A 26,956-nucleotide genomic window follows, 5' to 3' on the forward strand; every position below is an offset into this window, starting at 1 on the left:
AGTTCAAGGAAAGGATGGGGTGTGGCGACAGTTCTCGGGTGCATCGTTTATGAGCACAATCTCTGGCTCGTGCTGCTGGCCGCGCTGCTGTGCGGGGTCGGCTCGTGGGTGACCGCGCGGCTGTTCCAGCGCTCGGCGAGCACGGTCGGCACGCAGCGGCTCGGCTGGCAGGTGCTGACGGCGATCTCGGCCGGCGTGGCGATCTGGTGCACGCACTTCATCGCGATGCTCGGCTTCGACGCCGGCGCGCCCGTGCACTTCGATCCGTCGCTGACGGTGCTGTCGCTGCTGATCGCGGTGGGCGGCAGCACGATCGGCTTCGCGCTGACCACCTTCCGCGCGACCCGCGCCGCGCCCGCGCTCGGCGGCGCGGCGGTCGGCACGGCGATCGCGCTGATGCATTACACCGGCATGCTCGCGTGGCGGGTCGAGGGCATCCTGTCGTGGGACGTCCGCTACCTGGTGGCGTCGGTGGCGCTGTCGGTCGCGCTGTCCGCGCTTGCGCTGCACTGCGCGATGCGGCGCGTGCCGCACGCGGTCAACCACATGGCCGGCCTGCTGTCGCTCGCGATCCTCGCGCTGCACTTCACCGGCATGACCGCGCTGCGCGTGACGCCGCTCACGCTCGAAGGCGCGCTGACCGACGCGGGCGCGCTGCGCACGCTGGCGCTCGCGATCGCGGGCATGTCGCTCGTGATCGTCTGCACGGGGCTCGTGAGCTACGTGATCGACGGCAACGTGCGCGCCGAATCGCTCGAACACCTGCGCCGGATGGCGCTGAGCGACATGCTGACCGGCCTGCCGAACCGCGCCAGCTTCAATGAACGGCTCGACCTCGAACTCGCGCTGGCGCACGAGCGCGGCGCGAAGCTCGCGCTGATCGGCATCGACCTGAACCGCTTCAAGGAGATCAACGACCTGCGCGGCCACCACGCCGGCGACGAGGTGTTGCGCATCCTCGCGCGGCGCATGACGAACCTGCTGCGCGACGGCGAATTCGTCGCCCGCGTCGGCGGCGACGAGTTCGCCGCGATCTGCCGGATGAGCAGCGACGGCCACCTGACCGACTTCCTCGAACGGCTCGAACCCGCGCTCTACAAGACGATCCGGCTCGACGACTACGAGATCGTGCCGGGCGCGAGCTTCGGCGTCGCGATCTACCCCGACGACGCGGCCACCAAGGGCGTGCTCGTCAACAACGCAGACCTCGCGATGTACCGCGCCAAGGGCAGCATCACCCGGCCCGTCTGCTTCTACGAACCGGCGATGGACCAGCTCGTGCGCGCGCGGCGCAGCCTCGCGGCCGACCTGCGGCGCGCGGTGGCCGACAGGCAGCTGAGCATCCACTACCAGGTGCAGACGTCGCTCACGACCGGCGAAGTCCGCGGCTACGAGGCGCTGCTGCGCTGGCGCCATGCGACGCTCGGCGCCATTTCGCCATCCGAATTCATCCCGCTCGCCGAGGAAAACGGGATGATCCTCGACATCGGCGAATGGGTGCTGCGCGAGGCGTGCGCGAGCGCGGCCGGCTGGGAGCCGCCGTACATCGTCGCGGTGAACGTGTCGGCCGTGCAGTTCATGCACACCGACCTGACGAAGCTCGTCGCGGACGTGCTGGCGGAAACCCGCCTGCCGCCGGCGCGCCTGCAGCTCGAGCTGACCGAATCGACGATCTTCGCCGGCCGCGAGCGCGCGCTGCGCACGCTGCGCGAGATCAAGGCGCTGGGCGTCACCATCGCGCTCGACGATTTCGGCACCGGGTACTCGTCGCTCGACACGTTGCGCTCGTTCCCGTTCGACCGGATCAAGCTCGACCGCTCGTTCGTGACGGACGCGGAAACCAACCCGCCCGATCGCGCGATCGTCCGGGCCGTGCTCGCGCTCGGCAAGAGCCTCGGGATTCCGATCCTGGCCGAAGGCATCGAAACGCCCGACCAGCTGTCGCTGCTGACCGAGGAAGGCTGCGACGAGGCGCAGGGCTTCCTGCTCGGCCGGCCCGTGCCGCTCGACGAGATCGTCGGCAGCGGGCAGCTCGCGCTGGCCGGCGATGCGCGCGCCCACCCGGCGTTCCCGGCCGCGAACGCGGCAGGCCTTGCGATGGTGCAGTCATGAGCGCGCGGCCGCCGGCCAGGCCGGGCCCGACACCCCGAACCGGTGTTGCAACAGGCAGGTTCGCATGAAGATCCTCAAGGCATTGACGGCATCGCTGCGCCGCATGACGACGCCCGCGCAGAACCCGGACCTGCTCACGGCGCAATACCGCGTGTTCGCCAGCCAGCTCCCGGTGATGTATCTGATCCTCATCACGAGCACCTGGAGCCTCGCGCTCACGCACCTCGGCGATGCGCCGTTCTGGCTGACCGTCACGATACCGGCGCTGATGTCGCTCGCCTCGTTCGTGCGCGTGCTGCACTGGCGCCGCGCCCGGTTCACGGAGCCGACTCCGGAGATCGTACGGCGCGCGCTCACGCACACGAACTGGCTTGTCGTGCCGATGGCCCTGACCTTCGCGACCTGGGCGCTGCTGCTGTTCCAGTACGGCGACGCGTGGCAGAAGGCGCAGGTCGCGTTCTACATGGCGATCACCGTGATCGGCTGCATCTTCAGCCTGATGTACCTGCGCTCGGCCGCGCTGATCGTCGCCGTGATCGTCAACGTCGCGTTCATCGCGTTCTTCGGCTCGACGCACCAGCCCACGCTCGTCGCGACGGCGATCAACATGGCGTTCGTGTCGGCCGCGCTGATCGCCGTCATCACGGTCAACTACCGCGGCTTCGTGCGCACCGTCGAGGCCCAGGCCGAATCGCGCATCCGCGAGCAGGCGCAGACGCGGCTGCTGCGCATGATCGACGACATGCCGGTCGCCGTGATGACCGCCGACCCGGACACGTTCACCATCGACTACCTGAACGAGACGTCGAAGGCGCTGCTGCGCGAGATCGAGCACCTGCTGCCGATCCGGGCCGACGACGCGCTCGGCGCGTCGCTCGATTTCTTCCACCGGCAACCGCAGCGCCAGCGCCGCATGCTCGCCGATCCCGCGAACCTGCCGCATCGCACCCGCATCCGGCTCGGGCCGGAGGTGCTCGACATCCAGGTGTCGGCCGTGCGCGACACCGACGGCCATTACATCTGCCCGATGCTGTCGTGGTCGATCGTCACGCAGCAGGCCGAGGCGGAGACGCGCATCCACGAGCTCGCGCATCACGATTCGCTCACCGGCCTGCCGAACCGCGCGACGTTCCTCGCCGAATTCGACGCGAGCCTGCGCCAGGCCGGCCAGGTGATCGCGCTGCTCTACATCGACCTCGACGGCTTCAAGCTCGTCAACGACGCGCGCGGGCATTCGGCCGGCGACGCGCTGCTGCGGCAGGTCGCCGAGCGCCTGCGCGTGCAATGCCCGGGCCCGGGCATGATGCTCGGGCGCATCGGCGGCGACGAATTCGCGGTGCTGCTGCGCGACACCGATGCGGACGCCGCGCGGGCCGCCGCCGCCCGGCTCGTGGCTGCGCTCGTCGCGCCGTATGCGCCGTCGCCCGGCCGGCTGATCCATATCGGCGCATCGATCGGCTGCGTGCTCGCGCCGCACCACGGCGACACCGCCGGCGTGCTGCTGTCGCGCGCGGACATGGCGCTCTACGCGGCCAAGACGGCCGGCCGGGGCACCTTCCGGATCTTCGCGCCGGACATGGAGACGCGCGCGCTGGAACGGGTCGCGCTCGAATCGAAGCTGCGCGCCGCGCTCGACGGCAACCGCGAGCTGTTCGTGTTCTACCAGCCGATCGTCGACGTCCACACCAAGCGGGTGACCACGCGCGAAGCGCTGCTGCGCTGGCACCATCCGCGCATGGGCTGGGTCTCGCCGGGCAAGTTCATTCCGGTGGCGGAAGGCAGCGGGCTGATCGACCGGCTCGGCACCTTCGTGCTCGAGCAGGCGTGCCGCAACGCGGTGCGCTGGCAGGACGGCGCGCGGGTGGCCGTCAACGTGTCGGCCGCGCAGCTCGGCCACGGCACGATCGCGCCGGCCGTCGCGGCGGCGCTGGCCGGCTCGGGCCTCGCGCCCGACCGGCTGGAGATCGAGGTGACCGAAACCGCGCTGCTGCACGACGAGGGCAAGGCGATCGCCGACCTGCGCGCGCTGCGCGCGATGGGGGTGCGCGTCGCGCTCGACGATTTCGGCACGGGCTTCTCGTCGCTCGCGCATCTGCGCGCGTTTCCGTTCGACAAGATCAAGATCGACGGCACCTTCGTGCGCGACGCGGTCACGCGGCCCGACTGCGCGGCCGTGGTGCGGGCGGTGGCGGATCTCGGCAAGCGCCTCGGCGTGACGACCGTCGCCGAAGGCGTCGAGACCGAGGAACAGCTCGCGTGCATCACGCAGGAAGGCTGCCGCGAGGTGCAGGGTTTCCTGTTCGGCCGGCCCGTGCCGGGCGAGCAGGATGCCGCGCGCGTCGAACAGCTCGACCGGCAGGCGGCGGCGCAGGCGTGACGGCGCCGCGGCCGGGCCGCCGTTCGGCCCGTCAGTGCGCGCCCGCCGCCGCCGCGGAATCCGCGCCGCCGCCCGCCTTCGCGGGGCGGGTGATCCAGATCAGCGGGATGATCGCGATGAAGATGAACGCGGAAATGTAGAAGATGTCGTTCAGCCCCATCACCGCGGCCTGCGCGTCGACCGACGCATTGAACATCGCGTGCGCCGCGTCGGGGCCCAGATGGAGCAGCGAGCGGGCCGTGTCGATCTGCTGCGTGAAATCCGGGTTGGTCGGGCTCGCCTGTTCGGTGAGCCGCGCGTGGTGCAGGATCGTGCGGTTGTTCCATGCATTGCCGATCAGCGACGTGCCGACCGCGCCGCAGAACGTGCGCCCGAAATTCGACAGGCCCGCGGCGGCCGGAATCTTCTCGGGCGGCAGGCCCGACAGGATGATCGACGTGAGCGGCACGAAGAACATCGCCATCGGGATGCCCTGCAGCAGCGTCGGCAACACGAGATCCCGGTTCGACACGTCGGCGTAGAAGCGCGTGCGCATCATGAATACGGCCGCGAAGCCGACGAACGCGAGCGTCGCGATATAGCGCGGGTCGCTGCGCGGCAGGATGCGGCCCATCACCGGCGTCAGCAGGACCGCGAAGATGCCGAGCGGCGCGGTCGTGAGCCCCGAATCGATGGCGCGGTAGCCGAGGTTGCTCTGCATCCATTGCGGCAGCAGCACCAGCGTGCCGAAGAACATCCCGTACGCGACCGAGATCGCGATCGTGCCGCCCGCGAAGTTGCGCTGCGTGAACAGGCGGATGTCGACGACCGGGTTCGGCTCGGTCAGCTCCCAGATCAGGAACAGCACGAAGCCGATCAGCGCGACGATGCCGAGCGTGACGATCACGGGCGAGTCGAACCAGTCGAGGTCGCGGCCCTTGTCCAGCATGATCTGCAGCGACGCCACCCACAGCACCAGCAGCCCGAGCCCGACCGTGTCGATCGGCAGGCGGCGCACCGGCGATTCGCGATCGCGGAACACCATCCAGGTGACGGCCGCCGCGAAGAAGCCCACCGGAACGTTGATGTAGAAGATCCACGACCAGTTGTAGTCGTACGTGATCCAGCCGCCGAGCGACGGGCCCGCGATCGGCCCGACGAGCGCCGTCATCGACCACAGCGCGAGCGCGGTCGCCGATTTCTGCCGCGGCCAGGCGCCGAGCAGCAGCGCCTGCGACAGCGGCGCGAGCGGCCCGGCCACCGCGCCCTGCAGGATCCGCGCGCCGAGCAGCGTCGGCAGGTTCGGCGCGACGCCGCACAGCCATGACGCGAGCACGAACAGCAGGATCGACGTCACGAACAGCCGCACCTGGCCGAAGCGCTGCGTGAGCCAGCCCGTGAGCGGAATCGACACCGCGTTGGCGGCCGCGAAGATCGTGATCACCCAGGTGCCTTCGTCGATGGACACGCCGAGGTCGCCCGAGATCGTCGGGATCGCGACGTTCGCGATCGACGAGTCGAGCACGTTCATGAACATCGCGAGCGATACCGCGAGCGTGCCGAGCGCGAGCTTCCCGCCCGACAGCGGCGGGATGGGAGAAGAGGAAGCCATGTGGTCTGCGGTCCCGGAATGAGAGGAATCGGGCGCGCGCCGCGTGAAGCGGGGCCGCCGGCGTCGCGCAACGGGCGACGCGCCGGGCTACAGACTAGTGGGCGGGAACCTTCGGCATCAATACTGCTTGCCGCATGAAATCATTGCCGGCTTCGATGGGAATCGTCGCGGCACAAGCGGCACAAGCGGCGCGCGCGGCGTCGCGCCGATACGGATGATCGGCGCGCATCCGCAGGGCAGCCGCGCGCTCGTGACGCGCGGCCCGCCCGGGTGCTTTACTGCACGTGGAGCTTCGGCGACGTCAGCAGCGTGCCGCTCACCTTGCAGTCCGGCGTCAGCGCCGCGTTGTTGAACGTCAGCGACGAGTTCGGATCGCTCCACGTCGCCACGACCTTGCTCGGGCCGCAGTTGCCGAGCAGCGTCACCGCGACCTTCACGTTGTTGATCGACAGCTGCGTCGCGGTGTCCGCCTGCCCGGTCCACGGGGTTCCGCCGGCCGAGATCAGCCCGCAGGTGCCGCCGCCCGTGAACTGCGCCGACGTGATCACCACGCTGCCGGTCGGCGTGATCGTGCCGTTGAATGTCGCCGTGCAGTTCGCGCTGATCGTGCCCTTGCTCAGCGCGGTGATGCCCGTTGCGGAAAACGGTTCGCCATTGGGGTTCATCGGCTGGCCGTCCGTGCGCGACACGACGACGGCGAACGCGGGCGCGGCGAGCGCGGACGACAATGCAAGCGCAGCAACGACAGAAACGGCTTTGCGAATCTTCATGGTACTGGCCTCACTTGACGAATGGCGGCGAGCCGCCGAATGGTCGGCGCGCGAACCGGACCGGCCAGCGCGCCGAGGGAACCCGGCATGGCGCCCGGCGGGCGCCCGCCGGGTCAGAACTTGTAGGAGATGCCGACGAACGTGATCAGCGGGTCCGCCTTCACCTTCGAGCGCGTCGTCGCGAGCGTCGAGCCGTCGGCCGCCTTGATGGTCAGCGTCGAATACGTCTTGAGCGGCATGTACGACAGCGTCGCGGTCACCGACCAGCGGTTCGTGATCGCATAGCTCGCGCCGAGGTTGTAGACCGGCGTGAACGACGACGACGCCTTCCCCTCGACCGACGTCGGCCCCGGCTTGCCCGCGCCCGCCGCCAGCACGCTGCCGAGGTTCTCGTTCACGTCGCGCGCGAAGTTGCCGTTCAGCTCGATGTTCGAGAACCAGCTGTACGCGACGCCGATCCCGACGAACGGCCGGAAGCGCGCGTTCGGCGCGTTGAAGTAGTACTGCAGGATCACGGTCGGGCTCCACTGCCGCGCGTTCTTCACGATCGGCTGGTTCGACGGCGTGTCGAGCACGACGTTGCCGAGCGAGCCGCTCGGGCCGAACGGGCGGATCGTCCCGTGCCCGGTCAGCGCGAACTCCGGCGGAATGCCGAGCACCGACGTCACCGCGATGTGGTCGGTGAAGAAGTGCGTGAGCGTGAGGCCGACCGTGTCGGCGTTGTTGACGGTGAGGCTCGTGCCCGGCGACGTGAACGAGCTCGGCAGGCGCAGCGGGCCGTTCATCGGCGAATTCACGACGTTGGTGGTCAGCGGGCCGCCCGAGCCCTGCGGCATCACGTGCAGCCAGCCGAGCGTCGCGACGTTGTCGCCCGCCTGCTGGGCGCACGCGAGCAGCGGCATCGCGGCGGCGAAGCCGGCAGCAAACAGCTTCTTCATTTGATCTCCTCGCATGGTGCGTCTGCCGGCGTCATTGCACGAATGCGCCGATCGTGAAATACGGATGGCTCGCGATGCTCGTATCGAGGAAGCCGAATACGCCGCCCGTGAACACGAACTTGCCGGTGGCCGGGCCCGTCGCCGCATCCGTATGCACCGTCGTGATCACGCCCGGCACGCGCTGCGTGTAGTCGAGATTCAGCGCGCGCGTGAGCGCGGCCTGCGACGCATTGAACGGATCGAGCAGCGTCGCCTCCGGGCCGACCAGCGCGGTCGCGCGGTAGTCGAGCCGGTTGTCGAGGCCGGTGTACTCGCCGTCCTGCGAGCCGGACGCGAGCGTGTTGCGCGGGCTCAGGATCGAGATGCCCGATTCGTCGTCGGCGGACGGCGCGCCCTGCGTCAGGTCGGCATTCGCGGCCCCGGTGCGGATCAGGACCGGCACGAGCTGGTTGCGCAGCTTGCCGACGATCATGATGCCGCGCCCGGCCCTGGCCGGATCCACGGCGGCGAGCGTCGCCGGAATCTGCGGCTGGTAGTTGATCGACTGGAAGGCCGGCGCATCCGTGCGCAGCGTGAAGTTGCGGTTGATCAGCGCGGACGATTCGAGCGGCGCGCCGCCGTTGCGCACGCCGAGGTTGTCGGTCTCGGAGAAGCTGCCGTCGGCGCGGATCGTCACCGACTGGTCGAGCCCGACCTCCGTGAAATTCTGCGACGGCACCTGGTGATAGCCGAGCTGGTTGTAGGTACCCGCGATCTTCGACAGGTCGGTTTCCTGCTGCGAGAAGCTGACGAACGGGTAAGTCGGGTAGGTCGTCTTCGTGATCCGGCCGACGCCGATCATGCCGTCGAACTGGATCGTCGAGCCGGGGATCGCGCCGCCCAGCACGCCCTCGCCGAGGAACATGCGGGCCGGCCGCGCGGGGTCGAGGCTCGCGTTGTTCAGGCGGAACGTGCACTGGTTCAGCTTCAGCGTCGGCAGGCCGGTTTCCGCGGTGAGCGTGCCGTCCAGGACGTTGTACGGCGCGGCGTCGCGGGTCGGCTGCACGGTGCCTGGCGCGCCCGGCACCGGCGACGCGAGATAGGTGATCCGGAACGTCATCTTCACGGTGTCGAGCTGCACCTTCACGAGTTCGCCCGACCCGGCGCCGCCGATGAATGCCGTGCCGTAGTCGATCTGCTGCGGGCACAGGCGCACGACCGGCGCCGGCGGCGGATCGCCGTCGCCGCCGCATGCCGCGAGCACCGGCGCGAATGCGGCAGCGGCCATCCAATGGGAGATTTTCATAGGAATCCTGTATATATGGACGAGGGCGGCGGCCTGCGCCGCCCCGCCTGACGAACGATTACTGGATGAATGCGCCGACCGTGAAGAATGGGTTGGTCCGGCTGTCGTTCACGACCATCGCGTAGACGTTGCCGATCTTCACCGCCCAGCCGGTGTCGCCCTTGCTGATGATCGCCACGTCGCCGTTCGCGTTTCTCGCATTGAAGTCGCGCAGCGCCGTCACCTTGATCTTGCCGGGCGTCGCCTGCGCATAGTCGAGCGCGAACTGGCCCGTCACGCCGGAGGTCTGCGGATTGATGAACGCGGCCGTCGCGCCCTGGAACAGCGTCGACGTGTAGTTCGCCGCGATCGACGAGACCGCGCTGCCGTCCGTGCAGTTGCCGGCGCCCGGCAGGAAGAACGTGCCGTCGAACGAGCCCGGCAGGTTCGGGTGCGGCTTCGACGCATCGAAGGCCGGGCCGCCCTGCGCGGGCGCGCCCTTCACGCCGTTGTCCGCGACGACGCCGCACGCGGATGCGCTCGTCGCGCCGACGAAGCCGCCCTGCATCGCGTTCGCCGGCAACGCCGTCGCGGGGGCCAGCACCGAGATGCCGATCTCGGCGTCCGCGACCGAGCCGAACGGGTTGCCGGGCGGCGAAAACGCGTAGCCGACGCGAATCACGACCGGCACGAGCACGCCGTTCAGCTTGCCGACGATCATGATGCCCTTCGCCTGCGTCGGCGTGAGAATCACCAGCGGCTGCGTCTGCCCGGCGCCCGGATACGCGCCGCCCGCCGACTGGCTGACGAACACGTTGTCGGGCGAGTTGTCCGCATTCGTGCGCCGCGTCCACGGCGTGCCTGTCGTCTGGCACGAGTAGTCGCTGCCCGCCGTGATCGTGCACGAGCCGTCCGCGTTCAGCGTCTGGTTCCAGTTCACGACGTCCGGCTGCCAGCCTTGCGGCGCCGCGCTCTGGAACGAGGTGCCGGTCGGCTGCAGATGGATGCCGAGCTCGTTGTAGTTGCCGGCGACCTTCGTGAAGTCGGTCTCGGTCTCGCTGAAGCCGATGAACGGATAGAAGTCGAACGCGCGCGACGGCACGACGCCGAGCACCACGCCCGGCGCGAGCTCGATGCCGTCGAACGCGATCGTCGCGCCGGGAATGCCGCCGCCGACGACGCCGTTGCCGACGAACAGCATCGGCGGATCGAAGCGGTTGATCTTCACCGCATAGCTGCCGTCGCTCGTCGCGCCGCTGTCGAGAATGAATGCGCAGCGGTTCTGCTCGGCCGTCGGCAGATTGGTCGGGTGATGGAAGGCGCCGCTGATCGTGAGGCCCGCGCGCGTCGTGTTGATCTGGCCGGCCGACGTCGGCACCGACGATTCGATGAACTGCATCTGGTAGGTCTGCTTCGTCGTGTCGAAGCGCACCTTCACGTATTCGCCGCTGCCGGAGCCGCCCGTGTAGGTCGTCGTGTAGTCGAGCGCGTCGGGGCACAGCTTCGTGACGACAGGCGGCTGGGTGATCGGGCCGCTCGGCCCGCACGTGCTGCCCGAGCACTGCGGCACGCTGATCGGCACCGGATCGTCGCCTCCGCCGCACCCGGCGATGAACGGCACGACCACCACGGCACAGGACAATAAAACGGACAGCCCAGGCTTGAAACGCATCAGCCCCTCCTATTGATGAACGTATGTCTCGTCGGCGCAGGCTCGTCGGCCCGTCGCCGTTGGTACCGGCCGTCGCGCACGGCAGCCGGGATCGCGCGCCGCCCCCTGTCGGCCAGAGCGCGCGTGCACAACCCTCGCGCGCCGGACGATGCGCCGGCGCGCGAAAGCGAATGAAGTGTTGCGTTGGGAGCGCCGGCTAGCAGCCGGTCGCGCGGGATGCCGGCACGTTGCGTGCCGAGCCCTGTCGGGCGGTCCGCGTGAAATGGAATTGCCTGGCCGGCGCCTCGTTGCTGCGTCTCATTTCGGTCTCCGTCGGTACCCGGTCGTCGTTATGGTGCTGCGTGTTTGGTCAGACTATGATCCGACGAATGCGACATGTAAATTGATGCTGAATTCCAAACATTGCATAGCGCGAGAGGCAAGGTGTCAGTAGGCGCTTAACGTTTTTTCAAACAGCTTCCAATTGTGAAGCGAGCACCCCGGAAATGCCTTTTTTGGCCGGTTTTCATGGTGCATTGCGGGATAATGAGCAAGTCACGCGATCATTGCATACAACGCAAACATGAATCGCGGCACCGATTACGACGTGTAATCGTCTGCTCTGTCGCATCTGTCGAGACTGTGCGCTTGAACGGTTTTTCAGCCGATTCGAGGCTTGCTCTCACAAAAACTATTCGATCGAGCAGTTTTCTGCGAATTTCCAGTCAAACTTCCAAAAACTCGCCGATCGTACGGTTTCCCCCTTGCATTTCGCCATTTTGATGCAATACTGTGTGATCGCACAGTTTCATTCCCGCCGGCCTTCGCCGCTTCCGCCGCTGGAGTTCCACGACATGCGTTACACGATCGAACAGGCATCCGACATCGGCGGCGTGATTCGCGCCGCGCGCAAGGTGCAGAACCTGCGCCAGGACGATGCCGCCGGCAGCGTCGGCGTCAGCGAGTCGTTCATGGTCAAGGCCGAGCGCGGCGCGGACACCGTCCAGTGGGGCAAGCTGTTCCAGATCCTGCAGGGGCTCGGCGTGCGGGTGGTGGTCGACATCCCCGACGCGAACGACGAACTGCTCGAGCGCCAGTCCGCGCGGGCCAGCCACCGCGCGAGCGTCAGGGCGCGGCGCGCCGCCGAGCAATTGCTGCTGCGCACCAGCGACGCGGTGCGCACGGCAGGCGATCATGCCGGCGCCCCGCCCGCCCCCGAACGCGTGCTGAACGCCGCCCGGCTGCTGCTGGCCGGCGCCGCCACCGCGGAATCCGCCGGCCCGCCCGCCGCGTCGCGCGCGCTGGACATCGCGCGCCGCGTGCTGGCCGAGGCGGACGCGGCGCGGCCCGCCAAGGAAACGCCGAATGACTGAGCGAACCCTCGTCGCGTCGATCGACGGCCAGCGCATCGGCACGCTGCACGAAAACCAGAACCTGTGGGCGTTCGAATACGCGCCGTCCTGGCTCGACGCCCCGGCGCGTTTCGCGCTGAGCCCGCACCTGCCGCTGCAGGCCGCGTTGCTGCGCGACGGCGCCACCACGCGCCCGGTGCAGTGGTATTTCGACAACCTGCTGCCCGAGGAGACCGTGCGCGCGCTGCTCGCGAGCGACGCGGGGCTGCCCGACATCGGCGACGCGTTCGCGCTGCTCGCGCACTACGGCCGCGAATCGGCCGGCTCGGTCACGCTGCGCGTGCCCGACGATCGCACCGACGACGATACGCGCCTGCGCCCGCTCGACGACGCGGAACTCGATGCGCGCATCCGCCACCTGCCGAGCGTCCCGCTCACGCACGATGCGCCGAAGAAGATGTCGCTCGCGGGCGCGCAGCACAAGCTGCCCGTCGTACTGCACGACGGCCGGCTGTTCGAGCCGAGCGGCCAGGCCGTGTCGACCCACATCCTCAAGCCGAATCACCCGCACGCGCACGAATACCCGCATTCGGTCGTCAACGAGTGGTTCGTGATGACGCTGGCGCGCCGCGTCGGCCTCGACGTGCCCGACGTCGAGCGCCGCTACGTGCCGTCCCCCGTCTACGTGATCCGCCGCTTCGATCGCGACATGACCGACGAAGGCGTCGAGCGGCGTCACGCGATCGACGGCTGCCAGGTGCTCAACCTGGCCGCGACGATGAAATATTCGGGCTGGTCGCTGGACGCGCTCGCGGCGCTCGCGCAGGCATGCCGCGCGCCGGCGCCGGCGCGGCTGCGGATCTTCCGCTGGCTCGTGTTCTGCATCGCGGTCGGCAACGGCGATTCGCACCTGAAGAACCTGAGCTTCGTCGTCGCCGACAGCGGCCTGTCGCTCGCGCCGCACTACGACCTGCTGTGCGACAGCGTGTACGACACCGCGACCTACAGCCCGCGCAGCCGCTGGCCCGATCTCGCGGAATTCACGCGGCCGGTGGCCGGCGTGCAGCGCTACGCGGATTTCACGCGCGAGGTGCTCGTGGCGGCCGGCGCGGCGCTCGGCCTGACGCGCGCGACCGCGCTGCGCCAGATCGACGACCTGCTGCAGCGCATTCCGGCTCAGGCCGACATGCTGCTGCTCGAAATCGGCCGCGACAACGACGCGATGATGGCCGAACGCCCGGAGCTCACGGCGACGCTGGGCGGCGAAGTCCGGCTGCTGAGGGCGATCCGCCATATCGTGATCCACGAGATGGTCGCGCAGCTGCGGGCGCGCTGAGCGCGCTCCGCGCGTACGACCGCCCCGCCTTCCCGCCGCCGCGTGTCAAACCTGAAACGTTTCATTACGATTTCCAGACGGCGCATCGCCGCCTCCCTCTAGAACCCTCCAAAAAATCAACCACTTGCAAGACATGGCATGCGAGTGGCTTACATGAAACGTGCAAGCCGGGCATCGTGCCGTCGCGACAGCGCCGCAGCGTGCCGCCTCCCTTCGCGGAACGCGTTGCTGTGCCGGCGCCCCACGACGCACCGGCTTGTGCAGGAGACCATTCGCCATCGTCCCGGGTAACACCGGGCCGTGCCGGCGCGCGTGGAGCGCAGGCCACGCAGCCGGATGCATGGTCACTTCTGCAACATATCCAGCCGCGCCTGCGAAGCTACGAGGACACGATGAACCCCTGCCGAATCAGACGGCACCGGCTCGCGTGGCGCACGCTGCTGTGCGCCGCCTGCACCGCCCTGGCCGCCTTCTCCGCCCTCGATTCGCCGCCGACGCTCGCCGCCGGCAAGCGCGCCATCGGCCATCAACGGCTCGCGCCCAACGCGCAGTTGCCCGCGCAGCGCGCGTCGCTGCCCTCCGGCCCGCATCCGGGCGAGGCAATGAGCCGACAGGCCGTCACGCCGAAAAAAAACTAAGCGCCGAACCATTGCAGTGCCCAGGGGAAACGTCCGATCACCCGCTACTCGTTGCGTGAGGTTCGTCATGAGCGCAATCCGAAAATTGTTTCGTTTTCCAAACATCCTGACGCGCGGCATCGTCGTCGCGTGGCTTTGCATGATCGCGAACGCCGGCCACGCCGTGCCGCTCGACGCACAGATCGACATGAAGATCCTGATCCTCGCGAGCCAGCAGACCGGCAACGGGCCGGAACTGCAGGCCGCACAGGCGATTCTCGACCGCGTCGGCGTGCCGTACACGGTGTACAGCTACGACACCAGCAACCCGACGCTGCCGCCGCTCGAAACCGGCAACCACGCGCTGTACCAGGGCATCCTGATGCCGATCAGCGACGCCCGCTACATGAACCCGTTCTCCGGCGGCGCGCTCGCGACAGCGCTCGCGCGCTACCAGTTCAAGTACAACGTGCGGCTCGCGAGCGTCTATACGTGGCCGGGCGACACGGCGTGCCTGCAGTACGTCGGCTACCGCGACACCACCGCGTCGCCGCTGCCGTCGACGTTCACGGCGGCGGGCGCGGCCCTGTTCCCGTACATGAACGCCGGCACGACCGCGAGCAACCCGCTCACCGTGCAGAACGCATGGACCTATTTCGCGTCGCCGGCAAGCCCGCTGCCGGCCGGCACGACCGTCACGCCGGTGCTGCAGGCGGCCGGCGCGAACAACGTCACCTACCCGATCGCCGCAACCTGCCTGTTCGGCAATACCACGCCGCTCGCGGGCGACAGCACGTCGCGGGAAATCCTGTCGCTGATGTTCGACAACAACCCGTTCCTGCTCCATTCGATGACGCTGTCGTACGGCCTCGTCAACTGGCTCACGCGCGGGCTGTTCCTCGGCAACCGGCACGTATACATCGATCCGCAGGTGGACGACATCGGCATTCCGGACGAGATCTTTCCGTATGCGCAATCGGACCTCACCGGCCTCTGGTACGACGTGAGGACCGGCGCCGTGACCGGCACGAGCCCGAACGGGCTCTGCCCGCTCGGCAATCCGCCCGGATCGGTCGCGTCGTACACGGGCACGACCTCGTGCGAGTACCGGATGACCGGCGCCGATCTCAACAACGTCGTCAAGTGGCAGTCGAACGTCAACGGCAAGACCGCCAATGCGGCGGCCCTGAAGTTCTCGTTCGCGTTCAACGGCTCGGGGTTCGGCACGGCGTACGGCGGCCTCGGCGACTACCCGGCCACCGGCACCGATTCGCTGACCACGCAGGTCCGCTCGAACCAGAACCGCTTCAAGTGGATCAGCCACACGTACGACCACCTGCTGCTGGATCCGCCGTTCACGACCACGGCCGGCCAGGTCACGACCGAAATGCAGAGCAACCACAACGTGGCACGCCGCTTCGGCTTCTCGACCTATTCGACGCAGACGCTCGTGACGCCGGAGATCTCCGGCCTGTACAACCCGACGACGCTCGGCGCGCTGGTGTCGTTCGGCACGCGGGTGCTGGTGTCCGATTCGTCGAAACCGACGCCACAGGTCGGCACGGCGGGCTGCCCGATCAATAACAACGGCACGCCGTGGCCGCTGCCCGCGTTCAATACCGGCAAGTTCAACTGCGTGAACCAGGGAATCTTCGAGGTGCCGCGTTACGCGACCGCGCTGTTCTACAACGTGTCGCAGCCGCAGGAGTGGGTCGACGAGTACAACTACTTCTACGGCGCGAACGGGATCGATCCGACGCGCTGGGGCTTCGACCTCACGTATGCGCAGGTGCTCGACAAGGTGTCCGACACGCTGGTGTCGTACCTGCTCACGTTCGACAACCGGCCGATGATGTTCCACCAGTCGAACCTGCGCAACTACGGCGGGCAGAGCTTCCTGCTGGGCGACCTGCTGAACGCGACGCTGACGAAATACAACAAGTACTACAAGAACCTGCCGATCGTCAGCCCGTACCTGACCGACCTCGGCACGCTGGCGTTCCAGCGCGGCATCTACAACACGTCGAACGTCGTCGCCACGCTGACGCCCGGCACGGCGATCACCGTGAGCGGCGCGCGCACCGACGGGCAATCCGTCGTCGTGCCCGTGACGGGCGTCAGGTTCGGCACGTCGATCGAGACCTACGGCGGCCAGTCGATCTCGTACGTGACGCTGCTGCCGGCGACGGCCTATACGATGCTGATCACGCCGGCGCCGGTCTGGAAGTAGCCTGCCGATCCGGTGGAAGCACGCACGCCCGCTTGCACGCGGGCGTGCGCGCATCGGGGCTGGCTACCGCGCGGCCTGCTGGCGCTGGACCTCCTTCGCCTTCATCTGCAGATAGTCCTGCCGGTCCATTTCGTGGAGCTGCCGCGCGTACTGCTCGGTCGCGTCGAACCAGCGGGCGAGGCGCTGGTCGAGCGGCTTGTCGAGCGTGCCGAGGTACGCATCGATCGCGAGGTAGTAGCGCATCGTGTTGCGCTCCAGCAGCCCGCGCACGCCGCCGATATAGTCGGGCGGCGTACCGGCGGGCGCGCCGACCGTCGTGAAGCCGACCTTGTCGCGGCCGACCGTGGCCAGATAGGTCTTCATCGCGACGCGCCCGAGCGTGCCGAAGCCATACGAGTAGGTCAGGTGCAGGAACGTGCGCGTGTCGCCGAGCGGCACCGCCTCCAGCGAGATGCGGTAGTCCTTCGTGCTCATCGGCCCGCTGTCCGCATTGAGGCCGACCTGGAAGTAGCCCGGCGTGGCCGGCTGCGTGCGGTAGCGAAACGCGACGCGATAGGTATCGCTCAGCTGCTGCTCGATCTTCCTGCCGATGTTGACGTCGAGCACGGCGTCGTCGCCGGCGGCCGACGCATGGCAATACTTGACGTTCAGATGCAGGATCAGCACCGCGCACCAGTTCGCGGGGCCCTGCGCGGGGTCGTTGAGCTTGCCGTTGACCACCGTGTACGGGTAATCCACCACCGCGTAGATGTCGCCCTTGAGCGTGGCGTTCGCTTCCGACGATTCGAGGTACAGCGGGCGGTTGAACGGGTTGCGCTTCAGTTGTTCGGACAGGTCGCCGTATCGGTTGCGCAACGTGGCGGCTGGGTCCGCGCCGAACGACAGTACGCTCCAGCACAGGCCGCATGCCGCGAGGACGACGCGCCACACCGGCCGGAATGGCCGGTTCGCGCAGGGTGTTACAGGGGTCGACATTCGCATGCTCCGGCAATCGGCGCACGTTGCGTGCGCATGCCGTTCAGCTTACGCCTTTGCGCGTGCGGCTGCGCGGCTTCGGCGGCGGCAATTGCGCGGCCGTGATCGCGATCAGCCGGGACAGCCATGCATGATCGTCCCACCGTTCGCCCGGGATCACGAGATAGGGCTTCGCGCCCGGATACGGGCTGTCTTCCTCGAACGTGCCGAGAAACGCCTTGCCGTCGGGCGTCGGCTTGACGAACAGGCGGTCGTCGCACACGAGCGCGACGATCTTGTCGTCGCAGTAGACGCCGAATTCGCCGAACATCTTCTTCGCCGAGATGGCGCCGGCCGCGGCCATCTGCTCGACGATGAAATCCACCGTGCTTTGACTGGATGCCATGAATCTTCCTGGAAAGGCGGCCCGGCCGCATGGGTGACGACGGTAGGCGATCGAACCGGCGAACGCAAGCGGCGGCCGGCGCCAACTGTTCACTTGTCTGCCGAAAACGCGTCGGACAACTGGCGCGCGCGCTTCACGTCGTCGCCGTGCAGGTAGATCGACGTCGTCGAGATCGACGCGTGACGGAGATTGTCCCGCACGGTGGTCAGCTCCGCGCCGCGCGCGAGCGCGTGAGTCGCATGCGTGTGGCGCATCCAGTGCGGGCTCGCCTGCCGCAGCTTCGCGGCGAGCGCCGGGTTGTCCGCGTCGACGATGCCGGCCGTCTGCGCGAAGAAGCGCTGCAGCACTTTCCAGAGCCGCACGCTGGTGATCGCCGCGCCGCCGTCTTCGGCGAGGCTCGGAATCAACGGCGTATCGGGCCGCCAGCGGCTCGGCGTGACCGGCAGGCGGCGCGCGACCAGGTGACGATCGAGCGCCGCGCGGGCGAGCGGCGGCAACGCGACCCGCGCCGCCTTGCGCCCCTTGCCGATCACCTTGATCCACGGATCGCCGTGCGCGTCGGTTTCGATGTCGCCGAGCGTCGCGCCGACCAGTTCGCTCGCGCGCAGGCCCGTCGCGTAGCCGAAGTCGAGGATGAAACGCAGCCGCTGCGCGGCCGGCGCGTCCCAGCCGTACGACCATTCGAGCCCGTCGGCAATGGTGCGGACCAGCAGCCACTCCCCTTCGGTGAACGCGTGCGACGTGTCGAGCACGATCGAGCGGCGCGTGTCGCGCACCTTCACGCCCGAGAACGGATTCGCGAGCAGGTAGCGCTGCTCGATCAGCCAGCGGAACAGCGCGCCCAGCACGGACAGCGTGTACGCCGCCGAGCGCGCCGACAGCCCGCCGGAGAACGGACGCCAGTCGGCCGCGCTGCGCGGCCGGACCGGCCCGACCCAGCGCTCGCGCGGCGTCGGGCGGCGCAGGAAGGCGCGGTACGCGACCGCGTCCTCGGTCGTGAGCGACGACAGCGCCCGCCCGCGTTCGACGATCGCCCACAGGATCAGCCGCTCGGCCTCCTTCCGGTACGCGCGCCGGGTCGCGGCCGATTCGTGCAGCGACAGCCACGCCTGCACCGCGTGGTAATCGTTGTCCGCGTCGAGCGTGCAGGTGGCGCGCGGCGCGCGGAACGTCCCGGCCGAGCCGTCGACCTCGTGCGGCAGCCGCAACTGCTCCCACGGCACGATGCCGCTGTGCGGCGACGCCGCGACGAGCGCCCGCGCGCGCGCCGTCAGTTCGGGATGCGCGGCGAAAAACGCCTCGATGCGGCGCGCGCTGGCCGCGCCGAGCCCGGGAATCGCCTTCCACCACTGGCGCCGGCGCGGAATCCGCACGGTGAGATCGGCCAGCGTCGCAATGCCGAACGCGCGCAGCGTGGCGACTGCGCGCGCCGGCAGCCAGCCGTCGATGTCGTCGCCGATGTGCGGCGCCGGCGCACGCGCATGGCGCAGGATCTCGACCGCTTCGCCGACCGCTTTCGCTTCCCGTAAACGCTCACCGTCGGCGTGCGTCAGCACCTGCTCGAGATCGGGGCGGCGGGCCAGCCGGGCCGCGCGGACGAGGCGCCGGCGAATGCCGCCGAGCACGCCGCGCGCGGAGCGCCCGTCGCCGAGGCGGTCCGGCAGATAGCGTTCGACCGCCTGGCGCACGGCCATGCCCGCATACCATGCGCGCAACGCGGCAAGTTCGTCGGCATCGGGGAAGTCGGCGGGGGCGGATTCGGTCGGACGGGGGAGGATCGGGGGCCGGTTCATCGCGCCATTGTGACATAGGGATGCGGACGTTAAGATAACTTTCATTATCTTGATGAACCGATATTGGCCTCAAACATTCGATTTCCGAAACGCGCGAGGCCGCCTTTCACTCGACGTTATCGGTCACGTCGGTCATCCGGATCATGTGCGGCCGCACGGGTTCGCCGGCCGCCGGGTCCTCCGCCGCCCCCTGCGGATGAATGAGCGCCTCCAGCCGCGCCTTCGTCGCGACGAACTCGGGCGTATTGACCTGCGCATAGCCGCGCGGCCGCGGCACCGGCACCTCGATCAGCTCCTGCACTTCGCCGGGATGCGCCTTCAGCACGAGGATGCGGTCCGCGAGCAGGATCGCCTCGTCGAGATCGTGCGTGATGAACAGGATCGTGACGTCGATGTTGCGCCAGATGTCGAGCAGGTGCGCCTGCATCTTCGCGCGGGTCTGCGCGTCGAGCGCGCCGAACGGCTCGTCCATCAGCAGGATGCGCGGCCGGTTCGCGAGCGCGCGCGCAATCGCGACGCGCTGCTTCATCCCGCCGGAAAGCTGATGGGGATACACCTCGGCAAAGCGCGCGAGCCCGACGAGCTCGAGCCACTGCAGCGCCTCGCGCTCCGCCTGGCCGCTGCTGCTGCCGTTCATCCGCAGCCCGAACATCACGTTCTTCTTCACGGTCAGCCACGGAAACAGCGTGTAGCCCTGGAACACCATCCCGCGATCGGCGCCCGGCCCCCGCACGGGCTTGCCGTCGAGCAGCACGTCGCCGCTCGTCTGCGCCTCGAGCCCGGCCAGGATGCGGATCAGCGTGGACTTGCCGCAGCCGGACGGGCCGATCACGCAGACGAACTCGCGCCGGTGCGTCGTGAAGCTGATGTCGTGCAGCGCGACGGTGTCGCCCTGCGGCGTGCGAAAGCGCTTGCCGACGTGCCGCACGTCGAGGATCACGTCGCGCGCCTTCAGGCGTTCGAAACGTTCGCGCACCGCGTCGGACTGGGTCAGGTAGTCGGGAATGGCCTGGGGATTCAGCATGATCGCCTCGTCGGAAATCGTTCGGTGAGTCGTGTCGGGCCGTCACGCTTTCAGCGCGCGGTCCCACGGGAACAGCTTGCGGCCGAGCAGCGCGAGCACGACGTCGGTGCCGAGGCCGATGATGCCGATCATCAGGATCGCCGCGTACACGTTGTCGAAATGCTGGTAGCGCGCCTGCTGGCTGATGTACCACGTGATGCCCGAACTGGTGCCGACCAGCTCGGCGACGATCAGGTAGGTCCACGCCCAGCCGAGCAGGATCCGCTGGTCGCGGTACAGGTCGGGCAGCACGCCCGGAATCACGACGTGAGAGACCAGCTTCAGGCGGTTCGTGCCGAGCGTCATCGCCGCCTCGAACAGCCCGTATTCGAGCTTGCGCGTCGTGTTCGCGACGATCAGCACCTGCTGGAACAGCGTGCCGATCACGATGATCGCGATCTTCGGCGCGTCGTAGATGCCGAGGATCGCAACCATCAGCGCGCCGAACGCGGGCGCCGGCAGATAGCGGAAGAACTCGAAGAACGGCTCCTGCAGCCGCGCGATCGCGCTGAACGTCCCGCACACGATGCCGAGCGGCACGCCGATCGCGGACGAGATCACGAAGCCCCAGAAGATGATCCGGATGCTGTGCCACAGGCTCTCGTGCAGCCAGACGCCGTCACGCGACGCGGGCGGCGTCGTGAACGCGGTGTAGAACGCGCGCAGCACCTGGTGCGGCGCGGGCAGGTAGACGGGGTTCGCGCGCACGCCTTCCGGCGCGGCCGTGTGCGCGTCGCGCGCATGGGCCAGCTCGTCGGCGAACACGTCCCGGTCGACCTGCATGCCGGCCTGGAAGTAGTCGACGCTGCCGGGGTGCGTGATGCGCACCTGCGGGTGCCAGACGAACGGCGCGTAGCTGATCAGGCACCAGACGCCGAGCGGCAGCAGGAACGACGCGATGCCGAGCAGCCATTTGCCGCGCGCCGACAGCGCGCGGCGCACCGCGAACCAGTCAGCCGTGTTGCGTATCGTTGACATGTGAATCTCCGTGTCGGGTTGCATGCGCGCCGTGCGCGCGGTATGCGCGCCAGCCGCCGAAGCGCGTGATGTCCTCCGCGCCGTCGAGCGCGGCGCTTTCGCACAGGAAGCCCTGCACCTGCGTGCCGTCCGCGAGCGTCAGCGTGCCGATGCCGAGCGGCGCGGCAATCCCGGCGACGAAGCTGCCGTAGGCGGCGACCGGCAGCGTCCACAGCTCGACGGCAATCGCCGCGCCGCCTTCCGCGACCCGCACGAGGCCGGGTTTCGCGACGCCGCCCGCCGCAGCCGCCGGCAACGCATGGAGCCGGTACGCGGCGGCCGTCGTCGTCGCGGCGACGAAGCGCGCGCCGCGCTGCGTCAGCTGCCAGTTCAACGGTTCGCCGCGCAGGTGCGCGCCGACCACCGCGATCCGCACGACGCCCGACGTGTCCGCAACTGCGGGGGCGTGCGCGCCGGACATCCCGCGCCCGCTTCCGGCAGCGTCGTCCGCCAGCCCGTCGATCCAGGCCTGCGCAAGCTCGAGCAGCAGCGCGTCGTCATGCGCGCGGCCGACGAACGTGATGCCGAACGGCAGCCCCGCGTGCGGCCCCGTCGCGCACGTGCCCGCCGGCACCGCGATCGCCGACAGGTCGAGCAGGTTGACGAAGTTCGTGTAGTAGCCGAAGCGCGCATTGACGCGAATCGGGTCGGCTTCCAGCGCGTCGACGGTCGCGGTCGTCGGCGAGGTCGGCATCACGATCGCGTCGAGGCCTTCCCATGCGCGCGCGGCATCGACGCGCAGCGCGGCGAGCCGGTCGAACGCGGCGAACGCGTCGGCGGCGCTGAAGCGCGACGCGCCGCCGACGATCTCGCGAATCACCGGATGCACCGCGTCGGGCTGCTGCGCGATGAACGCGCCGATCGCCGCGAACCGCTCGGCCACCCACGGGCCTTCGTACAGCAGCCGCGCGGTCGCGACGAACGGCGCGAAGTCGATCTCGACGACATGCGCGCCGGTCGCACGCAGGCGCGCCAGCGCCGCGCCGTACGCCGCGCGATACGACGCATCGCCGAAGAATTCGAGCTGGTCGGCGCGCGGCGTGCCGAAGCGCAGGCGGTTCAGCGCTCGCGTGTGATGCGCGCCGCCGTGCGCATCGCGCAGCGGCTGCCATTCGCGACCGTACGGGTCGCCCGCCGTCACGCCGCGCGCGGCGTCGAACACGGCCTGCGCGTCGGCCGGCGCATGCGCGAACACCGACACGCAATCGAGCGACCGGCACGCGGGCACGACGCCGAGCGTGCTCAGCACGCCCTTGGTCGGCTTCAGCCCGACGAGCCCGTGGAACGCGGCCGGCACGCGGCCCGAACCGGCCGTGTCGGTGCCGAGCGCGAACGCGGCGAGGCCGAGCGCGACGGCCACCGCCGATCCCGAGCTCGACCCGCCCGACGCATAGCGTGGGTCGAGCGCGTTGCGGCACGCGCCGTACGGCGAGCGCTGCCCGGACAGGCCGGTCGCGAACTGGTCGAGATTGGTCTTGCCGATCGGGATCGCGCCCGCGGCGATCAGCCGTTCGACGACCGGCGCGCTGCGCGCGGGCGTATAGGCATACGCGGGGCAGCCGGCCGTCGTCGGAATGCCGGCAAGATCGATGTTGTCCTTGATCGCGAACGGCACGCCGTACAGCGGCAGCGCCGCGACGTCGCGCCCCGCGAGCGCGTCGGCATGGCGGCGCATCTCGTCGCGCGTCAGCGGCCTGATCCACGCGTGATGCGGATCGCCTTGCGCGAAACGCGCGGCGATCGCATCGACGAGCGCGTGCGGCGTCAACTCGCCGCTCGCGTAGCGCGCGCGCAGCGCGGCGATCGAGCGAAGGTCCGGTACTTCGTGCGGATCGTTCCTGCTCATGCGACCTCCTCGGCAGCGCCCACCTTCATCACCATCAGCCGCTGGCCGGCGACCACCGCCGTGCCGGGCGCGCAGTCGATCGTCTCGATCACGCCATCTTCCATTGCCACCACGGACACCTCCATCTTCATCGATTCGAGAATCGCCACCACCTGCCCTTCCTTCACCCGCGCGCCTTCGCCGACCAGCACCTGCCACACGCTGCCCGACACGTCGGCGGTAATCCCGCGCCGCGCGCCGGTCAGCGCGTCGTCCGCCGCGACCGCGCCCGCCGCGTCGTGACCGGCATCGCCGACGTATTCGGCATGCCCGGCCGCGCGCCAGCGCTCGCGTTCGGCGTCGAACGCCGCCTGCTGCGCGGCCTTGAACGCGGCGATCGATCCGGCTTCATCGCGCAGGAAGCGGTTGTAGTCGCCGAGATCGAACACCGACTCCTCGATCTTCAACTGCGCGCGGCCCGCGATGAAATCCGCGCGCAGCGCCGCCAGCTCGGCCTCGCTGACTTCGTAGAAGCGGATCTCGTCGAAGAAGCGCAGCAGCCAAGGCTTGCCGGCCACGAACTCGCGCGTCGTGCGATGGCGGTTCCACATCTGCACCGTGCGGCCAACGAACTGGTAGCCGCCGGGGCCTTCCATCCCGTACACGCACAGGTACGCGCCGCCGATGCCGACCGCGTTCTCCGGCGTCCACGTACGCGCGGGGTTGTACTTGGTCGTCACGAGCCGATGCCGCGGATCGATCGGCGTCGCGACCGGCGCGCCGAGATAGACGTCGCCGAGCCCCATCACGAGGTAGCGTGCGTCGAACACGATGCGCTTCACGTCGTCGATGCTCGCGAGGCCGTTGATGCGGCGGATGAACTCGATATTGCTCGGGCACCACGGCGCGTCCGGCCGCACCGACTGCATGTAGCGCTCGATCGCGATGCGCGTGGACGGGTCGTCCCACGACAGCGGCAGATGCACGATGCGGTTCGGCACGCGCATGTCGGCGACGTCGGGCAATTCGCGCTCGGCCGCCTGCAGATGCGCGAGCAGCGTATCGAGAGGCAGCGTCCGCGCGTCGAAATGCACCTGCAGCGAACGAATGCCGGGCGTGAGGTCCAGCATGCCGGGCAGCCGGTGCGCGTCGAGCCAGCCCATCAGCGCGTGCACGCGAAAGCGCAGGTTCAGGTCGAGCACGAGCGGGCCATACTCGATCAGCACGTTGCGATCGCCCGAGCGCCGGTAGACGACGCCGATGCCGTTGCCGTTGCCGGCAGATGGATCGCGGTACAGCACGCAGGCGTCCGGCGCGGCGGTATCCGACAGCGCGGCCGGCGCTGTCAGCGCCTGCGGCCGTGCCACTTCGGCCCGCGCGAACTGCACGGTATCGCCGGGCCGCAGTTGCCCGAGCTTCCACAGCTCGTCGCGCACGACCGTCACCGGGCACACGAAGCCGCCGAGGCTCGGCCCGTCCGGCCCGAGAATCACCGGCATGTCGCCGGTGAAATCGACCGCGCCGATCGCGTATGCGTTGTCGTGGATGTTCGACGGATGCAGGCCCGCCTCGCCGCCGTCCGCGCGCGCCCACTGCGGCTTCGGGCCGATCAGCCGCACGCCGGTGCGGCTCGAGTTGTAGTGAACGGTCCAGCGCGTGCCGTACAGCATCGCGATGTCGTCCGGCGTGAAGAAGTCCGGCGCGCCGTGCGGCCCGTCGAGCACGCCGAGCGTCCACGCGTGCGTCAGCACGGGCCGCTCCGCTTCGGCGAGCGTCGCGCCCGCGTCGCCGCGCGCGGCGTGCGGCCCCAGGTGCAGCACGTCGCCCTTGCGCAGCGCGCGGCCCGCGTGGCCGCCGAACTGGCCGAGCGTGAAGGTCGCCTTGCTGCCCAGGTAGTCGGGCACCTGCAGGCCGCCCTGCACCGCGAGGCACGCGCGCACGCCCGCGCCGGTCACGCCGCCGAGCTTCAGCAGCGCGCCCGGCGCGGCGCGCAGCACCTGCCAGAACGGCGCCGGCGCGCCGTCGAGCGTCGCCGCGAGCGGCGCGCCGCCGAGCACGAACAGCGTCTCCGTGTTGAAGCGCAGCGTCGCGCCGACCATCGTAAACTCGAGGCCCGCCGCGTCGGGCGGGTTGCCGAGCAGCGCGTTCGCGAGGTCGAACGAGCGACCGTCCATCGGCCCCGAAGGCGGCACGCCGACATCCCAGTAGCCGACCCGGCCGGGCGTCTGCTGGACGGTCGTCTGCACGCCGCCGTCGAGCACGTCGATCGTGTGCGGCGCGAACGCGAAGCGCGACAGGAACGCGGTGGTCTGCGCGCCGCGCGCGAACGTGTCGGAGCCGGCGATCGCGCGCAGGTAGTCGAGATTGGTCTCGATTCCGTACAGCGCCGTCGCGTCGAGCGCCGCCCGCAGCGCCGCGAGCGCGTGCGCGCGCGTGTCGCCGCGCACGATCAGCTTCGCGAGCAGCGGATCGTAGTGCGCGCTGACCTCGGTGCCCGCGTCGACCCACGTATCGACGCGCGCCGCCTCCGGAAACGCGACATGCGTGAGCACGCCCGCGCTCGGCTGGAACTGCTTGTGCGGATCTTCCGCGTAGAGCCGCACCTGGATGCTCGCGCCGCGCGGCGCGACGGCCAGCGTGTCGAGCGGCGGCAGGTCGCCCTCGGCCTGCAGGATCATCCATTCGACGAGATCGATGCCGGTCACTGCCTCGGTCACGCAATGCTCGACCTGCAGCCGCGTGTTCACTTCGAGGAAATGGAACTGGCGCGTGCGCGCATCGAACACGAATTCGACGGTGCCCGCCGACGCGTAGTCGACCGCGCGCGCGAGCCGCACCGCGCTCGCGTGCAGCGCGCCGCGCTCCGCATCGCTCAGGCCGGGTGCGGGCGTCTCCTCGATCACCTTCTGGTTGCGCCGCTGCACCGAGCAGTCGCGCTCGCCGAGCGCGATCACGCCGCCGCGCCCGTCGCCGAAGATCTGCACCTCGATGTGCCGCGCGTGCTCGACGAACTTCTCCAGATAGACGCCCGCATGCGCGAAATTCGCGCTGCCGAGCCGCACGACGCTCTCGAACGCCGCCGCAAGCTGCGCGGCGTCGCGGCACAGCGACATGCCGATGCCGCCGCCGCCCGCGGTGCTTTTCAGCATCACCGGATAGCCGATCGCGTCCGCTTCGGCCAGCGCCGTCGCGACGTCGGCCAGCAACCCCGTGCCGGGCAGCAGCGCGACACCGTGCTCGCGCGCCAGCGCACGCGCGGTGTGCTTGAGGCCGAACGCGCGCATCTGGTCCGCGCGCGGCCCGATGAAGCGCACGCCGGCCGCCGCGCACGCGTCGGCGAAATCGGCGTTCTCCGACAGGAAGCCGTAGCCGGGATGCACGGCCTGCGCGCCCGTGGTGCGCGCCGCGTCGAGAATCGCCGCGACGTTCAGGTAGCTGTCGGCCGCCGGCGCCGCGCCGACGCACACCGCTTCGTCGGCCAGCCTCACGTGACGCGCGTCGCGGTCAGCTTCGGAGTAGATCGCGACCGACGCGATGCCGAGCCGCTTCAGCGTGCGGATCACGCGGCACGCGATTTCGCCGCGGTTCGCGACGAGGACTTTACGGAATCTCATGTTGCCTCCCGCCGGGCCGCGCCAAGGGGCGTAGCGGGGAATTCGC

The 26,956-nt window shown here is 69.3% G+C and carries 18 protein-coding genes; 6 read left to right on the forward strand and 12 right to left on the reverse strand.

What is annotated here, in order from left to right; all coding sequences use genetic code 11:
* Positions 1 to 21 precede the first annotated feature (21 nt).
* Together ABFO07_RS33860 and ABFO07_RS33865 are read left to right on the forward strand one after the other, a co-directional pair.
* Complete coding sequence (locus ABFO07_RS33860) at positions 22 to 2,112, forward strand: putative bifunctional diguanylate cyclase/phosphodiesterase (protein WP_059809978.1); 2,091 nt, start codon at positions 22 to 24, stop codon at positions 2,110 to 2,112.
* Between the two features lie 64 nt (positions 2,113 to 2,176).
* Positions 2,177 to 4,489, forward strand: a complete 2,313-nt coding sequence (locus ABFO07_RS33865) for a putative bifunctional diguanylate cyclase/phosphodiesterase (RefSeq protein WP_347469788.1) — start codon at positions 2,177 to 2,179, stop codon at positions 4,487 to 4,489.
* A gap of 31 nt (positions 4,490 to 4,520) precedes the next feature.
* Here ABFO07_RS33865 and ABFO07_RS33870 read toward each other — a convergent pair whose 3' ends face one another.
* The 5 genes from ABFO07_RS33870 to ABFO07_RS33890 form a co-directional block, all read right to left on the reverse strand.
* A complete protein-coding gene (locus ABFO07_RS33870; RefSeq protein WP_059557907.1) occupies positions 4,521 to 6,080 on the reverse strand; it encodes a DHA2 family efflux MFS transporter permease subunit in 1,560 nt (519 codons plus the stop codon).
* Positions 6,081 to 6,355: 275 nt separating this feature from the next.
* Positions 6,356 to 6,850 (reverse strand): hypothetical protein, encoded by a 495-nt coding sequence (locus ABFO07_RS33875; protein ID WP_059809975.1) that lies wholly within the window; start codon positions 6,848 to 6,850, stop codon positions 6,356 to 6,358.
* Positions 6,851 to 6,963: 113 nt separating this feature from the next.
* Positions 6,964 to 7,788, reverse strand: coding sequence for an OmpW/AlkL family protein (locus ABFO07_RS33880; protein ID WP_059557912.1), 825 nt, complete (start codon positions 7,786 to 7,788; stop codon positions 6,964 to 6,966).
* Positions 7,789 to 7,819: 31 nt separating this feature from the next.
* The gene (locus tag ABFO07_RS33885) at positions 7,820 to 9,073 is read right to left on the reverse strand and encodes a DUF2957 domain-containing protein (RefSeq protein WP_059809973.1); all 1,254 of its coding nucleotides are present in this window, start codon (positions 9,071 to 9,073) and stop codon (positions 7,820 to 7,822) included.
* 58 nt (positions 9,074 to 9,131) lie between these two features.
* Positions 9,132 to 10,724, reverse strand: coding sequence for a DUF2957 domain-containing protein (locus tag ABFO07_RS33890; RefSeq protein WP_059881414.1), 1,593 nt, complete (start codon positions 10,722 to 10,724; stop codon positions 9,132 to 9,134).
* 833 nt (positions 10,725 to 11,557) lie between these two features.
* On the opposite strand from ABFO07_RS33890, the gene ABFO07_RS34835 reads away from it, so the two are divergent.
* From ABFO07_RS34835 to ABFO07_RS33910, 4 genes are all read left to right on the forward strand, one after another.
* Positions 11,558 to 12,076, forward strand: coding sequence for a helix-turn-helix domain-containing protein (locus ABFO07_RS34835; protein WP_430733093.1), 519 nt, complete (start codon positions 11,558 to 11,560; stop codon positions 12,074 to 12,076).
* Complete coding sequence (locus ABFO07_RS33900) at positions 12,069 to 13,391, forward strand: HipA domain-containing protein (RefSeq protein ID WP_347469789.1); 1,323 nt, start codon at positions 12,069 to 12,071, stop codon at positions 13,389 to 13,391. Before ABFO07_RS34835 ends, ABFO07_RS33900 begins: the two co-directional genes overlap by 8 nt.
* Before the next feature lie 392 nt (positions 13,392 to 13,783).
* The gene (locus tag ABFO07_RS33905; protein ID WP_059892939.1) at positions 13,784 to 14,029 is read left to right on the forward strand and encodes a hypothetical protein; all 246 of its coding nucleotides are present in this window, start codon (positions 13,784 to 13,786) and stop codon (positions 14,027 to 14,029) included.
* Positions 14,030 to 14,114: 85 nt separating this feature from the next.
* Positions 14,115 to 16,238 carry a hypothetical protein gene (locus ABFO07_RS33910; protein ID WP_347469790.1) on the forward strand — a complete coding sequence of 708 codons (2,124 nt, stop codon included), beginning with the start codon at positions 14,115 to 14,117 and terminating at the stop codon, positions 16,236 to 16,238.
* A 63-nt stretch (positions 16,239 to 16,301) separates the two neighbouring features.
* On the opposite strand, the gene ABFO07_RS33915 is transcribed toward ABFO07_RS33910, so the two are convergent.
* The 7 genes from ABFO07_RS33915 to uca form a co-directional block, all read right to left on the reverse strand.
* A complete protein-coding gene (locus ABFO07_RS33915) occupies positions 16,302 to 17,213 on the reverse strand; it encodes a hypothetical protein (RefSeq protein ID WP_155651136.1) in 912 nt (303 codons plus the stop codon).
* Positions 17,214 to 17,256: 43 nt separating this feature from the next.
* Positions 17,257 to 17,598: a TfoX/Sxy family protein gene (locus ABFO07_RS33920; RefSeq protein ID WP_059557925.1), complete on the reverse strand. Its 342-nt coding sequence runs from the start codon at positions 17,596 to 17,598 to the stop codon at positions 17,257 to 17,259.
* An 89-nt stretch (positions 17,599 to 17,687) separates the two neighbouring features.
* Positions 17,688 to 19,391 (reverse strand): site-specific integrase, encoded by a 1,704-nt coding sequence (locus ABFO07_RS33925; protein ID WP_059881409.1) that lies wholly within the window; start codon positions 19,389 to 19,391, stop codon positions 17,688 to 17,690.
* Between the two features lie 106 nt (positions 19,392 to 19,497).
* The gene (locus ABFO07_RS33930; protein WP_059923707.1) at positions 19,498 to 20,415 is read right to left on the reverse strand and encodes an ABC transporter ATP-binding protein; all 918 of its coding nucleotides are present in this window, start codon (positions 20,413 to 20,415) and stop codon (positions 19,498 to 19,500) included.
* Positions 20,416 to 20,457: 42 nt separating this feature from the next.
* Complete coding sequence (locus ABFO07_RS33935; protein ID WP_060148561.1) at positions 20,458 to 21,432, reverse strand: ABC transporter permease; 975 nt, start codon at positions 21,430 to 21,432, stop codon at positions 20,458 to 20,460.
* Entirely contained in the window at positions 21,407 to 23,317 is a 1,911-nt protein-coding gene (atzF, locus tag ABFO07_RS33940; protein ID WP_347469791.1) for an allophanate hydrolase, read from the reverse strand. The genes ABFO07_RS33935 and atzF overlap by 26 nt, the downstream gene beginning before the upstream one ends.
* Positions 23,314 to 26,910, reverse strand: coding sequence for an urea carboxylase (gene uca, locus ABFO07_RS33945; RefSeq protein WP_347469792.1), 3,597 nt, complete (start codon positions 26,908 to 26,910; stop codon positions 23,314 to 23,316). Before uca ends, atzF begins: the two co-directional genes overlap by 4 nt.
* Positions 26,911 to 26,956 lie beyond the last annotated feature (46 nt).

It is taken from the genome of Burkholderia stagnalis (assembly GCF_039848545.1).
Lineage (GTDB): Bacteria > Pseudomonadota > Gammaproteobacteria > Burkholderiales > Burkholderiaceae > Burkholderia > Burkholderia stagnalis.